The sequence below is a fragment of the Pseudomonas sp. NPDC090752 genome, assembly GCF_055584805.1.
Genome location: NZ_JBVJLI010000021.1, coordinates 14362 through 30744, shown reverse-complemented (window position 1 = coordinate 30744; position 16383 = coordinate 14362). Strand labels below are relative to the sequence as shown.

Below are 16383 nucleotides of genomic sequence, written 5' to 3'. Positions count from 1 at the left end.
CGCCTTCATGAGAGCGCCGTAGAGCTGTGATGCCTTGCAAGGAGAACCCCCGATGAGTCATGTGTTGGACGACCTGGTCGACCTGTTGAGCCTCGAATCGATCGAGGAGAACCTGTTCCGTGGGCGCAGCCAGGACCTGGGCTTCCGCCAGCTGTACGGTGGCCAGGTGCTGGGCCAGTCATTGTCGGCCGCCAGCCAGACGGTCGAGGACGCGCGCCATGTGCATTCGCTGCACGGTTACTTCCTGCGCCCGGGCGATGCCAGCCTGCCGGTGGTCTACTCCGTCGACCGCGTGCGCGATGGTGGTAGTTTCAGCACCCGGCGCGTGACGGCCATCCAGAAGGGCCAGCCCATCTTCACCTGCAGCGCGTCGTTCCAGTACGACGAAGAAGGTTTCGAGCACCAGGCGCAGATGCCTGACGTGGTTGGCCCGGAGAACCTGCCCACCGAAGTCGAGCTGGCCCGCGCCATGGCCGACCAGCTGCCCGAGCGCATCCGCGACAAGGTGCTGTGCGCCAAGCCGATCGAGATCCGCCCGGTCACCGAGCGCGACCCGTTCAACCCCAAGCCCGGCGACCCGGTGAAGTACGCCTGGTTCCGCGCCGACGGCAACCTGCCGGACATCCCGGCACTGCACAAATACCTGCTGGCCTACGCCTCCGACTTCGGCCTGCTGACCACCTCGCTGCAGCCCCATGGCAAGTCGGTGTGGCAGCGCGACATGCAGATTGCCAGCCTCGACCATTCGCTGTGGTTCCACGCCAACCTGCGCGCCGACGATTGGCTGCTGTACGCCACCGACAGCCCCTGGGCCGGCAATGCCCGCGGCTTCTGCCGGGGTAGCATCTACAACCGCGCCGGGCAATTGGTGGCGTCGTCCACTCAGGAAGGCCTGATTCGCCACCGCAAGGACTGGGCATGAGCCTGGCCGATATCCGCAATTGGGTGTTCGACATGGACGGCACCCTCACCGTCGCGGTGCATGACTTCGCCGCCATCCGCGAAGCGCTGGAGATCCCGCCGGAGCACGACATCCTCACTCACCTGGCGGCGTTGCCGGCGGCGGAGGCCGCCGCCAAGCATGCCTGGCTGCTGGAGCACGAGCGCGATTTGGCGGTGGCCTCGATTGCAGCCACCGGCGCGGTGGAGCTGGTGCGCGAGCTGGCCGAACGCGGTTGCCGGCTCGGCATCCTGACCCGCAATGCGCGTGAGCTGGCGCATGTCACCCTGGAGGCGATCGGCCTGGCGGACTGCTTTGCCGTCGAGCACATCCTCGGGCGTGACGAGGCGGCACCCAAGCCCAGCCCCGATGGCCTGTTGAAGATCGCCAGCGCCTGGGGCGTGGCGCCGAGCGAGCTGGTGATGGTCGGTGACTACCGGTTTGATCTCGACTGCGGACGAGCGGCGGGGGCGCGGACGGTGCTGGTGAACTTGCCGGATAACCCGTGGCCACAATTGGTGGACTGGCATGCGGCGGATTGCCGGGCATTGCGGGTGATGCTGGGCTGAATCTCAGGTAGTCAGTACCGGCCTCTTCGCGGGGCAAACCCGCTCCCACAGGTCAAACTCCATCATCAAGATGGGTGAAACGCTGTGGGAGCGGGCTTGCCCGCGAAGAGGCCGGTACTGTCTATGCTGAACCCCAATCTTTCCCGAATGGAGTACCAGCCATGACCCATAAGGCCATCTATGTAAAACCCGGTGGCGGCTACGACAAGGTCGAAGTCGGCACCTGCGAGGCCGCAGCGCCCCAGGCCGGTGAGATCACCGTGCGCCTGCACGCCAGTTCCCTCAACTACCACGACTTCGCCGTTGTCAGCGGCATGTGGGGGCCGAGTGAGCGGCGTATTCCGATGGCCGATGGCGCCGGTGAAGTGGTCGCTATCGGCGCGGGCGTCAACGAGTTCAAGGTCGGCGATCATGTGGTCAGCACCTTCTTCCCAGGCTGGCTCGACGGTCAGCCGTTGGTCGAAGGCTTCGCCAGCGTGCCCGGCGACGGCATCGACGGCTACGCCCGTGAACAGGTGACCGCCAGCGCCACTGCCTTTACCCTGGCGCCCCAAGGCTACAGCCACGCCGAGGCCGCTACCCTGACCACCGCTGGCCTTACCGCCTGGCGCGCGCTGATGAGCGACGACCACCTCAAGCCCGGCGATACCGTGCTGGTGCAAGGCACAGGCGGTGTGTCGATCTTCGCCCTGCAGTTCGCCAAGCTGGCAGGCGCCACGGTGATCGCCACCTCATCCAGCGATGCCAAGCTCGAACGCCTCAAGGCCCTGGGCGCCGATCACCTGATCAACTACCAGCGCACCCCAGCCTGGGGCGAGAAAGTGCGTGAACTCACCGGCAACCGCGGCGTCGATCATGTGATCGAAGTGGGCGGCCCGGCGACACTCGAGCAGTCAATGATTGCCGCCAGGATTGGTGGGCATGTATCGCTGATCGGCATCCTCACCGGTGTCGCCGGGCAACTGCCGCTGGTCCAGGCGCTGGTCCGGCAGATCCGCCTGCAGGGTGTGCTGGTGGGCAGCCGCGCGCAGCAGCAGGCCATGGTGCGCGCGATCGATGCCAACGGCCTGCGGCCGGTGGTGGACAAGCACTTCGAGCTGGAGCAGATCGTCGACGCGTTCCGCTACCAGGAGAGCAACCGGCATTTCGGCAAGATCTGCCTGACCTGGTAATCGCCAGCACAGCCGCCACTTATCCAGTGGGAGCGGCTTTAGCCGCGAAGCGAGCGACGCGGAGGATGGCACCGGCTATGCCGGTGTTCGCGGCTGAAGCCGCTCCCATGTCTCTATTCAGGCAACAACCGATCACGGCTGTTTGACAAGTGAATACAGATCGCCGCCCGCGCCGCATCCGGGTCTTGCCGGCGGATGGCATTGAGGATCGCCTCATGTTCCAGGTTGGCCAGGTACGCATGCCGAGCCAGGTTGGACCCCGCGCGTTCGGCGATGGCCATGCGGTTGCGGGGGATCAGGCCATTGCCCAGCTGCGCCATCATCTCGCTGAAATACAGGTTGCCGGTGGCCTCGGCGATCAGCAGGTGAAAGCGCCGGTCGGCTTCGATGCAGCTGTCACCGGCGGCGGCCAGGTCCTGGTAATCGTCCAGCGCCTGGCGCATGCGGGCCAGCTGCTGGTCGCTGCGGCGCACGGCGGCGAGCGCGGCGGCCTGGCCTTCCAGGCCGATGCGTAATTCGAGCAGATCGCGCACGCTCGCGGCATTTTCCGCCCCCACACGCAAGCGCGCCTGGCCCTGGCGCTCGATCACGAAGGTGCCAATGCCGTGGCGGGGTTCGACCAGGCCCGAGGCCTGCAATTTCGACAGCGCCTCACGAACCACGGTGCGGCTGACGCCATGCTCACGCACCAGGGTGTTTTCCGAGGGCAGCTTGTCCCCTGGTTTGAAGGTGCCCAGCAAGATCTGCTGGGTCAGGCTCGACACCAAGTCGTGGGCGCGGCTGTGGCTGCGTTTGGTGGTGGGTTGAGTCATGGGCCTGCTCCGCGAATGCTTGTACGACAAGTTAATCGATTAAAATATTTTTTGCCTTGTTTTTCCCTGCTTGCAGTTGATCTGTTTAACACGTTATCTACGTTATCGCGTCAATATTGCTATTTATCAGCTTGTATTTTGTTAATTAGGCGACATTCGGCATCTTGTCGTACAACTCGGTCGCGCATATGCTCCACCCCACTGTCATGTCAGACAACGACCCGCACAAAAACAATTAGTGGGAGATCCACCAGTGAACGACACCCTCGCTCCGTCTGCCCGGAATGAAGGCGACGTGCTGGCCAGTGCCGTGGCCAAGGTCAAACGCCACGTCCTGCCGCTGTTCGTCATCATGTTCATCGTCAACTACCTCGACCGCGTCAACATCGGCTTCGTCCGCCCGCACCTGGAAAGCGACCTGGGCATCAGCGCCGCTGCCTACGGCTTCGGCGCCGGGCTGTTCTTCATCGGCTACGCACTGTTCGAAGTGCCCTCCAACATGCTCCTGCAACGGGTCGGTGCCCGGTTGTGGCTGACCCGCATCATGTTCACCTGGGGGCTGGTGGCCACGGCCATGGCCTTCGTCCAGACCGAAACCCAATTCTATGTGCTGCGCTTTTTGCTCGGCGTTGCCGAAGCCGGCTTCTTCCCCGGGGTGATCTACTACTTCACTCGCTGGCTGCCGGCCGCCGAGCGCGGCAAGGCGATTGCCATCTTCCTCAGTGGTTCGGCGCTGGCTTCGCTGATATCCGGCCCGCTGGCCGGGGCGCTGATGCAGATCCAGGGCTTGGGCATGCACGGCTGGCAGTGGATGCTGTTCATCGAAGGCATGGCCTCGGTCACCTTGTGCTTCTTCGTGTTCTTCTGGCTGGATTCCAAACCGCATGACGCCAAGTGGCTGAGCAGGGCCGAGCAAGACGCGCTGGTCGAGACCATTGACCGCGAGCAGCGTGAGCGCGAGGCCATCGGTACGGTCAAGCCGTCGTCCTGGAGCTTGCTCAAGGACCGCCAGATCGTGCTGTTCTGCCTGATCTACTTCTGCATCCAGCTGACCATCTATGCCGCGACCTTCTGGCTGCCGAGCATCATCAAGCGCATGGGCGACCTCAGCGACCTGCAGGTCGGCTTCTTCAACTCGATCCCGTGGCTGATCTCGATCCTGGCCATGTATGCCTTCGCCGCAGGCTCCGTGCGCTGGAAATTCCAGCAGGCCTGGGTGGCCGGCGCCCTGGTGATCGCGGCCATCGGCATGTTCATGTCGACCACTGGCGGCCCGGTGTTCGCCTTCGTCGCGGTGTGCTTCGCCGCCATCGGTTTCAAGTCGGCCTCGTCGCTGTTCTGGCCGATCCCCCAGGGCTATCTCGATGCACGCATCGCTGCGGCGGTGATCGCCCTGATCAACTCGGTCGGCAACCTCGGCGGCTTCGTCGCACCTACCACCTTCGGCCTGCTGGAGCAGCAGACCGGCTCGATCCAGGGCGGGCTGTATGGCCTGGCCGTGACCTCGGTGCTGGCGGCCATTGCCGTGTTCTTCGTCCGCCTGCGCCCCAAGGGCGCACCTTCCAATGAGCTCAAGGCGCCTTCGGCCCTGAGCCAGAACCACTGATGACTGCGAGATAAAAACCATGAACATGCAGACGACTCCCGCACTCCATACCAGCACGCCTGTGGTCACCGACCTGCGCGTGATCCCGGTGGCTGGCCATGACAGCATGCTGCTCAACCTCAGTGGCGCCCATGGCCCGTATTTCACCCGTAACGTCGTGGTGCTGCGCGACAGCGCCGGCAATACCGGGCTTGGCGAAGTGCCCGGTGGCGAGAAGATCCGCCAGACCCTGGAAGACGCCCGCAGCCTTGTGGTCGGCCAGCCGATCGGCCACTACCAGCGCGTGCTCAATGCCATGCGCCAAACCTTCGCCAACCGCGATGTCGCGGGCCGCGGCCTGCAGACCTTCGACCTGCGCATCACCGTGCACGCGGTCACGGCCATCGAATCGGCACTGCTCGACCTGCTCGGCCAGCACCTCAACGTGCCGATCGCAGCGCTGCTTGGTGAAGGCCAGCAGCGCGACGCGGTAAAAATGCTCGGCTACCTGTTCTACATCGGCGACCGTCAGCAGACCGACCTGGCCTACCGCAACGAAGCCGATGCCGATGACGACTGGTTCCGCGTGCGCCACGAAAAGGCCCTGACACCTGAAGCTGTGGTGCGCCTGGCCGAGGCGGCGAAGCAGCGCTATGGCTTCAGCGATTTCAAGCTCAAGGGCGGCGTGCTGCGCGGTGAAGAGGAAATGGAGGCGGTGACGGCGCTGGCCGAGCGCTTCCCCGAAGCGCGCATTACCCTCGACCCCAACGGCGCCTGGTCACTGAAGGAAGCCATCGCCCTGTGCCGCGACAAGCACGATGTGCTGGCCTATGCCGAGGACCCCTGCGGTGCCGAGAACGGCTATTCGGGCCGTGAGGTAATGGCTGAGTTCCGCCGCGCCACCGGGCTGCCGACCGCCACCAACATGATCGCCACCGACTGGCGGCAGATGGGTCATGCGATTCAGATGCAGTCGGTCGACATCCCCCTGGCCGATCCGCATTTCTGGACCCTGCAGGGTTCGGTGCGGGTGGCGCAGATGTGCAACGACTGGGGCCTGACCTGGGGCTCGCATTCGAACAACCACTTCGACATCTCGCTGGCGATGTTCACCCAGGTGGCAGCCGCGGCGCCGGGTGAGATCACCGCGATCGACACCCACTGGATCTGGCAGGACGGCCAGCGCCTGACCCGCGAGCCGCTGCGCATCGTTGATGGCCATGTGCGCGTGCCGCAGCGGCCCGGGCTGGGGGTTGAGCTGGATGAAGATCAACTGGCCAAGGCCCATGAGTGCTACCGCAACATGGGGCTGGGGGCGCGGGATGATGGGGTGGCGATGCAGTTTTTGATTCCGGGGTGGACGTTCGATAACAAACGGCCTTGCCTGGTGCGCTGAAGCTAAGGGCCTCTTCGCGGGCAAGCCCGCTCCCACAGGTCAGACACAGGTTTCAAGACTTGTAAAGAACCTGTGGGAGCGGGCTTGCCCGCGAAAGGGTCGGCCCTGACTCACCCCGCTTCAAAAAACGCCCGCGCCATCGCCACGAATTCCCCCAATACCGGATTGGGATTATCCCGGCAATACGCCAAAAAGATCTCCGCCTGCTGGTCCGTCCCCACCAGCGGCCTGAACACCACCTGTTCCAGCCGCAACGCTTGCGCCGAAGCCGGCACCACCGCACAGCCCAACCCAACATTCACCAACCCCAAAATCGAATGCGTCTGCCCCAGTTGATGCAGATACCGCGGCTGCACCTCGTGCCGGGCAAACAGGTTGGCAATGCGGTCGTGGAAGTAACGCCCTTCGCTGGCGCTGTACATCACGAACGGCTGGCCATCGAAATCGCTCGGCCTGAGCCGTTCGCGCGCCGTCAGCGCATGACCGGCGGGGAGGGCGGCGACGAAGGGCTCGCGGTGGATCGGCAGGTATTCCACGCGCGCGCTGGGCATAACCTGACGCACCAGGCCGACATCGATCAGCCCGGCTTCCAGGTCATGCACTTGAGTGGCGGAAATGCGCTCGCTGAGCACCAGCTCGATGTCGGGCACGGTTTGCCCCGCATGCACCAGCAAGCGCGGGATCATGCTGTAGGCGCCTACTGCAGTGAAGCCCAGCGTCAACCGGCCGGCCTCGCCGTGGGCTATGCGCCGCGCCGACTGGCTGGCCGATTCGGCGATCTGCAGTACCCGCCGCGCATCCTCCAGAAAGCTCTGCCCGGCCAAGGTGAGTCGTGCCTGGCGGTTATTGCGTTCGAGCAGCAGCACCCCGAGCGAATGCTCCAGCAGCTGGATCTGCCGGCTCAGTGGCGGCTGGGTCATGTGCAAGCGGGTGGCGGCGCGGCCGAAATGCAGCTCTTCGGCGACGGCCACGAAGCAGCGCAACTGGTGCAGCTCCATGATTCAATTCCTGAATTATTCGATCCAGGATCTATATTAGACCTGTATCAAATGCAGGCCTAGCATCGAGTCACGACCTAGGAACTGCCGGATGCCAACGATGAACCATGACACCGTCGAACTGTTGCTGACTCAACCCGTCCCGGAGGCCATCGATGCGCAGCTGGTCAGTGCCTACCGGGTGCACCGCCTATACCAGCACGACAACCCCCAACAGCTGCTGGACGAGGTCGGCCCGCGCATACGTGGCGTGGTTACCGGTGGCGCCAAGGGTCTGAGCAATGCCCTGATGGATCAGCTGCCTGCGTTGGAAATCATCGCCATCAGCGGCATCGGCACCGACGCTGTCGACCTGCGTCACGCTGCCAGCCGAGGTATCCATGTAACCACCACCCCAGGTGTGCTCACGGCTGATGTGGCCGACATGGCCATGGGCCTGATCCTCAATACCCTTCGCCGCCTGGGCGAGGGCGAGCGGTTGGTGCGCGACGGCCTGTGGGGCACGGTCAACCTGCCGTTGGCACGCAAGGTCAGCGGTATCGCGCTGGGTATCGTGGGCCTTGGGCAAGTCGGCAAGGCGATTGCCCGACGTGCTGCCGCCTTCGACATGCGCATCGCCTACAACGGCCGGCGCGAACAGCCCGGCTGCAGCTACCGCTTCGAAGCCGACCTGGTAGCGCTGGCGCGTTCGGTGGATGTACTGGTGGTGGCCGCTGCGGCTGATGGCGGCCAGGTGCTGGTGACCGCCGAGGTGCTCGATGCGCTGGGGCCGCAGGGCTACCTGATCAATGTGGCGCGCGGCAAGTTGGTGGATGAGCAGGCCCTGGTCGAGGCGTTGCGCGAGCAGCGGATTGCCGGCGCCGGGCTGGATGTGTTCGTTGATGAGCCCCATGTGCCGCCAGCGTTGCTTGACCTCAACCAGGTCAGCCTGCAGCCGCACCGTGGCAGCGCCACCCTGCAGACCCGGCTGGAGATGGGCCAGATGGTGGTGGACAACCTGGCAGCCTGTTTCCGTGGCGAGGCGCCGCCGAACCGGGTGATCGACCTTTAGGGCCTCTGCACGGTTTGTGGGAGCGGGCTTGCCCCGCGAAGAGGCCCTGACCAGCAACACTAGGCCCCACGGCCACACCTTCTCTGCACAAAAACAATCGCTCCCCATGAGGAGCAAAGAGGGTCCACATGAACAGCAAATCCGCCGTCGCCGCTCCGCAGGCCGTGGCCGGGATCGGCCGCCATCGCTTCATGATCCTGGCGCTGATTTTCGTCATCACGGTCATCAACTACGCCGACCGCGCCACCCTGTCGATCACTGGCACCCAGGTGCTCGCCGACCTCGGCCTGGACCCGGTCATGCTCGGCATGATCTTCTCCGCGTTCGCCTGGGCCTATGCCCTCGGCCAAGTACCCGGTGGCTGGCTGCTGGATCGCTTCGGCGCGCGCCGGGTGTATGGCATCAGCCTGATTCTCTGGTCGCTGTTCACCCTGCTGCAGGGCACGGTGGGCTGGATGGGCCTGGCCGGCGTGTCGGCCGCGGTGGCGCTGTTTTCCATGCGCTTCATGCTCGGCCTAGTGGAATCGCCGGCGTTCCCGGCCAACTCACGCATCGTCAGCTGCTGGTTCCCGACCCGCGAGCGCGGCACTGCTTCGGCGCTGTTCAATTCGGCGCAGTACATGGCGGTGGTGGTGTTCGCGCCGCTGATGGCGTGGATGACCCACACCCTGAGCTGGGAGCAAGTGTTCATCTGGATGGGCGTGCTCGGCTTGCTGCTCAGCGTGGTGTGGTTCCGCCTTTACCACGAACCGCACAGCGCACCGGGGCTGAGCCGCGAAGAGCTCGACTACATGCGCGAAGGCGGCGCGTTGGTCGACCTGGAACAGGAACGCAAGACGGCCAAGAGCAAGCCCACCCGCGCCGAAATCGCGCAGTTGTTCACCAGTCGCAACCTGTGGGCGGTGTACCTGGGCCAGTACTGCATCACCGCGCTCACCTACTTCTTCATTACCTGGTTCCCGATCTACCTGATCAAGGGCCGTGGCATGACCATCATGGAAGCCGGCTGGGTAGCCGCGCTGCCGGCCATCTGCGGCTTCACCGGCGGCATCCTCGGCGGCTTCGTCTCCGACTGGTTGATCCGCCGTGGCGTGCACCCGTCCAGGGCGCGCAAGACCCCCTTCGTGATCGGCATGGCGTTGTCCACCACACTGGTGCTGGCCAACTACGTCGACAGCAACGCGGCAGTGATCGCCATGATGACCTTGGCCTTCTTCGGCAAGGGCCTGGCGGCGGTGGGCTGGGCGGTGCTGTCAGATGTGGCGCCGAAGAAAATGGTCGGCCTGTGCGGTGGCGTGTTCAACGGCATCGGCAACGTCGCCGGCATCATCACCCCGCTGGTGATCGGCTACGTAGTAGCCAGCACCGGCTCGTTCCACAACGCACTCTGGTTCGTGGCCGCCCATGGCGTGCTGGGGATCCTCGCTTACCTGTTGCTGGCCCGGCGCTTCGAGCGTACCGGGCAGGCGTAGGCAGACGCCTTGGCAACAGAGGCCCCGGGAGACCGGGGCTTTTTTGTGGGCGCTGGAAATCGCTTTTGACAGTGCCGGCCCTTTCGCGGGCAAGCCCTCTCCCACAGGTATACCACTGCCCCTGAGAGCAGTGCAGTACCTGTGGGAGCGGGCTTGCCCGCGAAGAGGCCGGCCCGTACAGCGCACATCCGGATGAAAAACGAAACCTCCAAACGGCCAGCAGGCGCGTTTGGATATGCCATTCACGACATCTGGCGTTTCTGGAAAAGCGCTGTCGTGATCGAACAGTTCCGAGGCGTTCTCGTGTAATTTCCCACAGCCTCACGAGGCTTAAATGAACCCCGAACCGCATTGGCTCCCTGTACTGTGACGCGTGACAAACATTAACAACAGCGCACAAACAAGGTGTCGACCTATTGATTTCAAAGGAGATATTTTCGCCTACGCCTGCCCGTCCTTCCTTGTGTCAGCAAAAAGAGAACAACATCAATGAACACCGTGGGATCTGATGGCAACCTTGCGCAAGGTTTCAAGCCACGTCATGTAACGATGCTGTCCATCGCGGGCATCATCGGTGCCGGACTTTTCGTCGGCTCCGGGCACGCCATCGCGGCGGCCGGGCCAGCCACCATCATTTCGTATTTCGTCGCCGGCACCCTGGTGGTGCTGGTCATGCGCATGCTCGGCGAAATGGCCGTGGCCCACCCTGATACCGGCTCGTTTTCCACCTATGCCGACCAGGCCATCGGCCGCTGGGCTGGCTACACCATCGGCTGGCTGTACTGGTGGTTCTGGGTGCTGGTGATCCCGATCGAAGCACTGGCCGCCGGGCATGTGCTCAACGCCTGGTTCCCGCAGGTGGACAGCTGGATCTTCGCCCTGGCCTCAGTGCTGCTGCTGGCCTGCACCAACCTGTTCAGCGTGGCCAAATACGGTGAGTTCGAGTTCTGGTTCGCGATTCTCAAGGTCACGGCAATCCTTGGCTTCATCGGCTTGGGCTTCGCCGCGCTGATGGGCTGGTTGCCGAACCGCGAAGTCAGCGGCCTGAACGGGCTGATCGCCGAGTACGGCGGCTTCGCGCCGAAAGGCTGGTCTGCGGTGATCGGTGCCTTCATCACCGTGATGTTCAGTTTCATCGGCACAGAGGCGGTGACCATCGCCGCCTCGGAGTCCAGCGACCCGTCGCGCAACATCGCCAAGGCCACGCGCTCGGTGATCTGGCGCATCAGCACCTTCTACATCCTGTCGATCTTCGTGATCATCTCGATCGTGCCGTGGAACGATCCGCAGCTGGCGGTGGTAGGTTCGTATCAGCGCGCGCTGGAAATCATGAACATCCCCAATGCGGGTTTCATGGTCGACCTGGTGGTGCTGGTGGCGGTGACCAGCTGCATGAACTCGTCGATCTACATCGCCTCGCGGATGATGTATTCACTGGCCAAGCGCGGCGACGCCCCGGCCTTCCTCAACAAGACCAGCAAGGTCGGCGTGCCATGCGCCGCCGTGTTCGGCAGCACCCTGATCGGTGCAGCCATCGCCATCCTCAACTACTTTGCGCCCAAGGGTGTGTTCGAGTTTCTGCTGGCCAGCTCCGGCGCCATCGCGCTGCTGGTGTACCTGGTCATCGCCATCTCGCAGTTGCGCATGCGCCGTCGTCTGGAGCGCGAGAATGCCGAGCTCAAGTTCCGCATGTGGTTGTTCCCGTGGCTGACCTGGGCGGTGATCCTGTTCATTGCCGGGGCGCTGGCGGTGATGATGTATACGCCTGAGCATCGCGCGGAAGTGAGTGCGACGCTGGGGTTGGCGATCGTGATTTCCTTCCTTGGGATTGTCACCTCGCGTGGGCATGCGCAGGTGGCGGGGGCGCGGTCGTTGGGGTGATTGGGTTTACTGGGTAGCAAAGGCGAGGGCACCTGAGAAAGGGTGCCCTTTGCTTAAAGGTCTCACCACTGGTGAGACAATTACCGTGAACTCTCAATCACACCATCCCTCCAGTCATCTCAAGGCGGTCGTGGGCTTCATCAGCGTGATATATCCGTGCCATCACTTTTTTCGTACACTCCGGCCACATCAGCTCGCAAGGGAGTGTGCAAGATGTGTCGTAGGATTCGACTGGCTCTGATCTTGAGTGTGTTGCACCTGCCGCTGGCGCTGGCCAGTGAAGCGACAGGCGACCCGTTGCTGGACGCCCCGACAGCGGGCCAGGCCGGCACCGAGCACAACGCCCGCGGCGTATTGCGCGCCCGCGACCAGGCGGTACTGGCCAGTGAACTGGCCGGGCGTATCGTCGAGATGCCCTATGCCGACGGTGAGGATTTCAAGAAGGGCAGCACCCTGGCACGCTTCGACTGCTCGGCCTACCAGGCCCAGCTCAATGCCGCCCAGGCGGCGGTGCGCGCCAGCCGCGAGGCACTCAACCACAACCGCCAATTGGCCGCGCTCAAATCGGTCGGCCAGTTCGAGCCGAGCGCCTGCTCAACCAGATCGACGCCCTGATGGTGCGCGTCGAGCAGGCCCGCGACAACAGCCAGCGCCTCGGCGAGCAGATCCAGGCGCTGAACTACCAGCGCTCGCTGATCGAGGCCAGCCCAGCGTCGGCGAACAGCGCTGCCACCTCGCCGGTGCGGCGGATGTTTTCGTGACGGTCGGTGGGGGAGAAACCCAAGTCAGCGTTCAGGCCGTCGCGCAGTGCATCGCCATCGAGCACATAACAGGCATGCCCCAACCGCTGCAGGCGCAGCGCCAGGGCCGTGGCCAGGGACGACTTGCCCGCCCCGGAAAGCCCGGTCAGCCAGACTACCGCGCCGTGTCGTCGCCTTCGCTTCATGCGTTGTGCACGTCCAACCCTCCAGGCCGAAACGCCGAGTGTAGTGCGCTCAGCGCACGCTTTCGAGGTAACGCAGCACGGCCGGCGCCTTTTCGAAACGCCGATGCACCAGGCTTAGCCAGGAACTGGCCTGGCAGTCGGCAAGCGGCCGGTAATTGACCTGCGGCAAGCTGATGCGCCGTACCACCGATTCGGGCACCACGGCGATGCCCTGGCCCAGCGACACCAGGGTGATCACCGCCACCAGGCTACCCGGCTGCGGCCCCAGCAGCGGCACGAAGCCGCCCTGCGCAGCGACCTCCAGCGTGCCGGAAATCTGCTCCGGAAGAATGAACGTTTCCCCGGCCAGCCGCGCGGCAGGGATCTGCGCCAGCTCATTGATCCGTGAGCTGGCGGGCAGGGCGAGGACGAAGTTTTCCTGCTGCAGGGCGATGGCTTCGAGCGCTTCGGGGATCTCCATGGGCGAGCGCACATAGGCGAGGTCGAGCAGCCCATCACGGACCATGCCCGGCAACTCGGCCATGGGCAGCTCACGGATGCTCAGCCGCACCCCCGGGTGCGCGTCGCTGAAGCCGGTGACCTGGCGCTGCAGCACGCCCGAGTACGCCGCAGACGCCACATAGCCCAGCTCAAGGGTGCCGCTTTCGCCACGTCCGGCCCGCTGCGCCCCCCGCTGCGCCGCATCGAACTGGCGCACCGCCTGCTCCGCCTCGATCAGCAACGCCTGGCCGGCCGCCGTGAGGTTCACCTCGCGCTGGCTGCGCTCGAACAAACGCACGCCCAGCTCGCGCTCCATGTCCTGGATCTGCCGGCTGAGGGTCGGCGGGGCGATACCCAACTGCTCGGCGGCCCGGGTGAAATGGCCGTGGCGGGCGACGCAGAGGAAGTAGCGGAAGTGGCGGATTTCCATGCGGTATTACCTGCAAGCTAATGACGCAGGCCGCTGATGCTAACAAGGTGGGGTGCCAGCGGCGTTATTGTGGGACCAACACTACAAGGCTGGCGCTGCGGCGGCAAAGACTGACTGTGAGATTGTCCGGGGGCCGCTTTGCAGCCCATCGCAGGCAAGCCAGCTCCTACAGGGATTGCGCCGCTCCTTGAAGCACCGCTGTACCTGTGGGAGCTGGCTTGCCTGCGATGGACCGCAAAGCGGTCCGCAGCGATTTACCAGGCATACGCGCACCCTAACGTAACCCGCCCATGCTTCCCGGAGCCTCACCATGCCCTCTGCGCGCTACACCTTACTGACCGCCTCCCTGGTCTGCGCCCTGATCATCCTCGACACCAACATCGTCGCCGTCAGCCTGCCCAGCATCGCCCGCGATCTGTCCGGCTCGTTCGCCGACATCGAATGGGTGGTCAGCGCCTACCTGCTGGCCTTCGCTGCCTGCCTGCTGCCCGCCGGCAGCCTGGCCGACCGCTTCGGCCGTCGTCGCATGCTGCTCCTTGGCTTGGCCGTATTCGGCGCCGCCTCGCTGGCCTGCGGCGCCGCTCCGAGCCTGCTGTTCCTCGACTTGGCCCGAGCCGCCAAAGGCATCGGCGCCGCGCTGCTGCTGACCTCAGCCCTGGCCGCCATCGGCCACCGCTTCCACGAGCCTCAAGCGCGCATGCGCGCGTGGGCCTTCTGGGGCGCCTGCATGGGCGCGACCATCACCTTCGCGCCGCTACTCGGCGGTTTGATCGCCAGCACCCTTGGCTGGCGCTGGATCTTCTACATCAACCTGCCGCTGGTGGCCGTGCTCGCCCTGATGGTGCTGCGCAGCATCGAAGAATCCCGCGACAGCGCCGCCGCCCGGCTCGACCCCCTGGGCAGCCTGACCTTCGCCGGCAGCCTGGGCTGCCTGATCTGGGCGATGATCGATGCCAACCAGGTCGGCTGGACCAGCGTCGATACCCTCGGCCGACTGCTGATCAGCGCCTTCCTCTTCAGCCTCTTCATCATGGTCGAACGCAGCCAGCCACGACCAATGATCGACCTGCGCCTGATGCGCAGCGGGCGTTTCATCGGTGCGCTGCTGGGCATGTTCGCCTATGCCGCCTGCGCGCAGGTGATGATGACCTTGCTGCCGCTGTACCTGCAAAACGGTTTGCAACTGCCGGCGCTGGCGGCCGGGGCGGGGATGTTGCCGTTCGCCGTGGCGATGTTGCTGATGCCCCGCGTGGGTATCCGCCTGGCCGCGCACTGGAGCCCGGCGCAAGTGTTTGCCTTGGGGTTGGTGTTGGTTGGGTTGGGGAATCTGCTCTGTGCCTGGTCGGTCGGGCAGGGCGGTTACCTCGCCTTCGCTTGGGCCAGTGTTGTGCTGGGCGCGGGGGCCGGGCTGCTGAATGGCGATACGCAGAAGAACATCATGGCGTGCGTGCCGCGGGAGCGGACCGGGATGGCTTCTGGGTTGAGCACGACCACGCGGTTTGGGGCGATCGTGATTGCGATTGGTGTGCTGGGCGGAGTGCTTGCGGCGCGCAGCGGACATTTGTTGCGTGAAGCCATGGCCGGGTTGGCGCCGGACCACCTGGACAAGGTTGGTGCGATGGCCACGCGTGTGGCTGCCGGTGACTTGCAGGCCGCGCTGTCGTTGCTCGATCCGGGGCTACGTGAGGCGGTTGCGCCCTTGGCGCGGGACGCGTTTGCCGGGGGCTTCGAGGCGGTGTTGCTGGTGGCGGGCATTGTGGCACTGGTCTTTGCGGCGGTGGTTGGGGTGCTGCTGGGACGGCCGCTCCTGCAGCAGAACCACTCGGTGAATGAAAGCGCTCAAAGACCCTGTAGAAATTCAACTTGATGGGAATTTAACAGTCCACTTGAGTGTTTTATCAGGGTTTACCTATAGGGCATTCATGATGAGGTTTTACCGTGGACGGGCATAATATTTTATTCAAAACCAATCCAGTCAACTACATCGGCAGCATGGCAATAAACAGTGTTTACTACTTTCAAAAGAGGGCCCTTGCCGATTCACGGCCTCACGCACTGGATATCATAAAGGCAGGCTCATTTGACCTGGTGAAAGTGGATAGTGCCAATGAGGTGATTTTAACGCCCGTTGGCAATGTGACACATGGCGATATGCCTATCAATGCTTACTGGTGCCCCTTCATACAGGGCATGCAGATGCCGGGGTATGTCGACATTCCAATACACAATCCAGCCTACGATTTCATGTTCACGGCAGCAATGAATGGGTGTGCTTTGATCATTACGGAGACGCCAGGTAAGTCCGACATGATCAGGGTGTATCACAATCAACACCCGCACGAGGAGCGGGTCAATGCCTCTATAAGAAAATTGGGTAAACCCATACTGTCTCGCCTGGTGTTCGAAGATTATGGACGGGATACCGGTACGCTCCCTGCGCCGAATGGTTTTAATTTTCTCTACTATACCGGCACGCGCTGGATGATCTACTCACAACCTCAAATGCTGGATCTGGCCACTAGCAAAGTTACGCTGAATCGATCGCTTCCGCGCCAGGTCATTGATGTACACGCCGGCACCGCACGATGACCTGAAAAAAAATGAGGGGCTTTCTCATTCTCGTTCGACCTGTAGAAAAGGCCGGAATACAG

The 16383-nt window shown here is 63.8% G+C and carries 14 protein-coding genes and 1 pseudogene; 11 read left to right on the top strand and 4 right to left on the bottom strand.

Annotated elements, in window-relative coordinates; genetic code table 11:
* Positions 1 to 52: 52 nt before the first annotated feature.
* The 3 genes from tesB (at position 53) to ACZ6YA_RS22720 (ending at position 2681) form a co-directional block, all read left to right on the top strand.
* Positions 53 to 922, top strand: a complete 870-nt coding sequence (gene tesB / locus ACZ6YA_RS22730) for an acyl-CoA thioesterase II (protein WP_400798587.1) — start codon at positions 53 to 55, stop codon at positions 920 to 922.
* On the top strand, positions 919 to 1509 hold the full coding sequence (locus ACZ6YA_RS22725; protein ID WP_465899644.1) for an HAD family hydrolase: 591 nt from the start codon (positions 919 to 921) through the stop codon (positions 1507 to 1509). The genes tesB and ACZ6YA_RS22725 overlap by 4 nt, the downstream gene beginning before the upstream one ends.
* Before the next feature lie 161 nt (positions 1510 to 1670).
* On the top strand, positions 1671 to 2681 hold the full coding sequence (locus ACZ6YA_RS22720; RefSeq protein ID WP_465899642.1) for a zinc-dependent alcohol dehydrogenase family protein: 1011 nt from the start codon (positions 1671 to 1673) through the stop codon (positions 2679 to 2681).
* 113 nt (positions 2682 to 2794) lie between these two features.
* On the opposite strand, the gene ACZ6YA_RS22715 is transcribed toward ACZ6YA_RS22720, so the two are convergent.
* The gene (locus ACZ6YA_RS22715) at positions 2795 to 3493 is read right to left on the bottom strand and encodes a FadR/GntR family transcriptional regulator (RefSeq protein ID WP_465899640.1); all 699 of its coding nucleotides are present in this window, start codon (positions 3491 to 3493) and stop codon (positions 2795 to 2797) included.
* 253 nt (positions 3494 to 3746) lie between these two features.
* On the opposite strand from ACZ6YA_RS22715, the gene ACZ6YA_RS22710 reads away from it, so the two are divergent.
* Complete coding sequence (locus tag ACZ6YA_RS22710; protein WP_465899638.1) at positions 3747 to 5099, top strand: MFS transporter; 1353 nt, start codon at positions 3747 to 3749, stop codon at positions 5097 to 5099.
* A gap of 19 nt (positions 5100 to 5118) precedes the next feature.
* A complete protein-coding gene (gene gudD / locus ACZ6YA_RS22705) occupies positions 5119 to 6474 on the top strand; it encodes a glucarate dehydratase (RefSeq protein ID WP_465899636.1) in 1356 nt (451 codons plus the stop codon).
* 110 nt (positions 6475 to 6584) lie between these two features.
* Here gudD and ACZ6YA_RS22700 read toward each other — a convergent pair whose 3' ends face one another.
* Positions 6585 to 7472, bottom strand: a complete 888-nt coding sequence (locus tag ACZ6YA_RS22700; protein WP_465899634.1) for a LysR family transcriptional regulator — start codon at positions 7470 to 7472, stop codon at positions 6585 to 6587.
* 100 nt (positions 7473 to 7572) lie between these two features.
* Here ACZ6YA_RS22700 and ACZ6YA_RS22695 point away from each other — a divergent pair, with 100 nt between their 5' ends.
* From ACZ6YA_RS22695 to ACZ6YA_RS22680, 4 genes and pseudogenes are all read left to right on the top strand, one after another.
* Entirely contained in the window at positions 7573 to 8523 is a 951-nt protein-coding gene (locus ACZ6YA_RS22695; RefSeq protein WP_465899633.1) for a 2-hydroxyacid dehydrogenase, read from the top strand.
* A 128-nt stretch (positions 8524 to 8651) separates the two neighbouring features.
* Positions 8652 to 9995: an MFS transporter gene (locus tag ACZ6YA_RS22690; protein ID WP_465899632.1), complete on the top strand. Its 1344-nt coding sequence runs from the start codon at positions 8652 to 8654 to the stop codon at positions 9993 to 9995.
* Positions 9996 to 10484: 489 nt separating this feature from the next.
* Complete coding sequence (locus ACZ6YA_RS22685) at positions 10485 to 11876, top strand: amino acid permease (RefSeq protein ID WP_465899630.1); 1392 nt, start codon at positions 10485 to 10487, stop codon at positions 11874 to 11876.
* Positions 11877 to 12089: 213 nt separating this feature from the next.
* Positions 12090 to 12479: pseudogene (locus tag ACZ6YA_RS22680) on the top strand (efflux RND transporter periplasmic adaptor subunit); the annotation flags it as partial.
* Positions 12480 to 12555: 76 nt separating this feature from the next.
* Here the strand turns inward: ACZ6YA_RS22680 and ACZ6YA_RS22675 are convergent.
* Both ACZ6YA_RS22675 and ACZ6YA_RS22670 read right to left on the bottom strand, forming a co-directional pair.
* On the bottom strand, positions 12556 to 12822 hold the full coding sequence (locus tag ACZ6YA_RS22675; protein WP_465899628.1) for an adenylyl-sulfate kinase: 267 nt from the start codon (positions 12820 to 12822) through the stop codon (positions 12556 to 12558).
* Positions 12823 to 12871: 49 nt separating this feature from the next.
* Complete coding sequence (locus ACZ6YA_RS22670) at positions 12872 to 13732, bottom strand: LysR family transcriptional regulator (protein WP_465899626.1); 861 nt, start codon at positions 13730 to 13732, stop codon at positions 12872 to 12874.
* Between the two features lie 310 nt (positions 13733 to 14042).
* Here ACZ6YA_RS22670 and ACZ6YA_RS22665 point away from each other — a divergent pair, with 310 nt between their 5' ends.
* The gene (locus ACZ6YA_RS22665) at positions 14043 to 15599 is read left to right on the top strand and encodes an MFS transporter (RefSeq protein WP_465899624.1); all 1557 of its coding nucleotides are present in this window, start codon (positions 14043 to 14045) and stop codon (positions 15597 to 15599) included.
* A gap of 71 nt (positions 15600 to 15670) precedes the next feature.
* Positions 15671 to 16321: a hypothetical protein gene (locus ACZ6YA_RS22660; protein ID WP_465899622.1), complete on the top strand. Its 651-nt coding sequence runs from the start codon at positions 15671 to 15673 to the stop codon at positions 16319 to 16321.
* Positions 16322 to 16383: the final 62 nt, after the last annotated feature.

What these genes read in the sequence shown, in the direction of transcription:
- ACZ6YA_RS22670 (WP_465899626.1), bottom strand. Translation starts at nt 13,732, where the DNA reads ATGGAAATCCGCCACTTCCGCTACTTCCTCTGCGTCGCCCGCCACGGC.
- ACZ6YA_RS22700 (WP_465899634.1), bottom strand. Translation starts at nt 7,472, where the DNA reads ATGGAGCTGCACCAGTTGCGCTGCTTCGTGGCCGTCGCCGAAGAGCTG.
- ACZ6YA_RS22715 (WP_465899640.1), bottom strand. Translation starts at nt 3,493, where the DNA reads ATGACTCAACCCACCACCAAACGCAGCCACAGCCGCGCCCACGACTTG.
- ACZ6YA_RS22675 (WP_465899628.1), bottom strand. Translation starts at nt 12,822, where the DNA reads ATGAAGCGAAGGCGACGACACGGCGCGGTAGTCTGGCTGACCGGGCTT.
- ACZ6YA_RS22725 (WP_465899644.1), top strand. Translation starts at nt 919, where the DNA reads ATGAGCCTGGCCGATATCCGCAATTGGGTGTTCGACATGGACGGCACC.
- tesB (WP_400798587.1), top strand. Translation starts at nt 53, where the DNA reads ATGAGTCATGTGTTGGACGACCTGGTCGACCTGTTGAGCCTCGAATCG.
- ACZ6YA_RS22695 (WP_465899633.1), top strand. Translation starts at nt 7,573, where the DNA reads ATGAACCATGACACCGTCGAACTGTTGCTGACTCAACCCGTCCCGGAG.
- ACZ6YA_RS22685 (WP_465899630.1), top strand. Translation starts at nt 10,485, where the DNA reads ATGAACACCGTGGGATCTGATGGCAACCTTGCGCAAGGTTTCAAGCCA.
- gudD (WP_465899636.1), top strand. Translation starts at nt 5,119, where the DNA reads ATGAACATGCAGACGACTCCCGCACTCCATACCAGCACGCCTGTGGTC.
- ACZ6YA_RS22720 (WP_465899642.1), top strand. Translation starts at nt 1,671, where the DNA reads ATGACCCATAAGGCCATCTATGTAAAACCCGGTGGCGGCTACGACAAG.
- ACZ6YA_RS22690 (WP_465899632.1), top strand. Translation starts at nt 8,652, where the DNA reads ATGAACAGCAAATCCGCCGTCGCCGCTCCGCAGGCCGTGGCCGGGATC.
- ACZ6YA_RS22665 (WP_465899624.1), top strand. Translation starts at nt 14,043, where the DNA reads ATGCCCTCTGCGCGCTACACCTTACTGACCGCCTCCCTGGTCTGCGCC.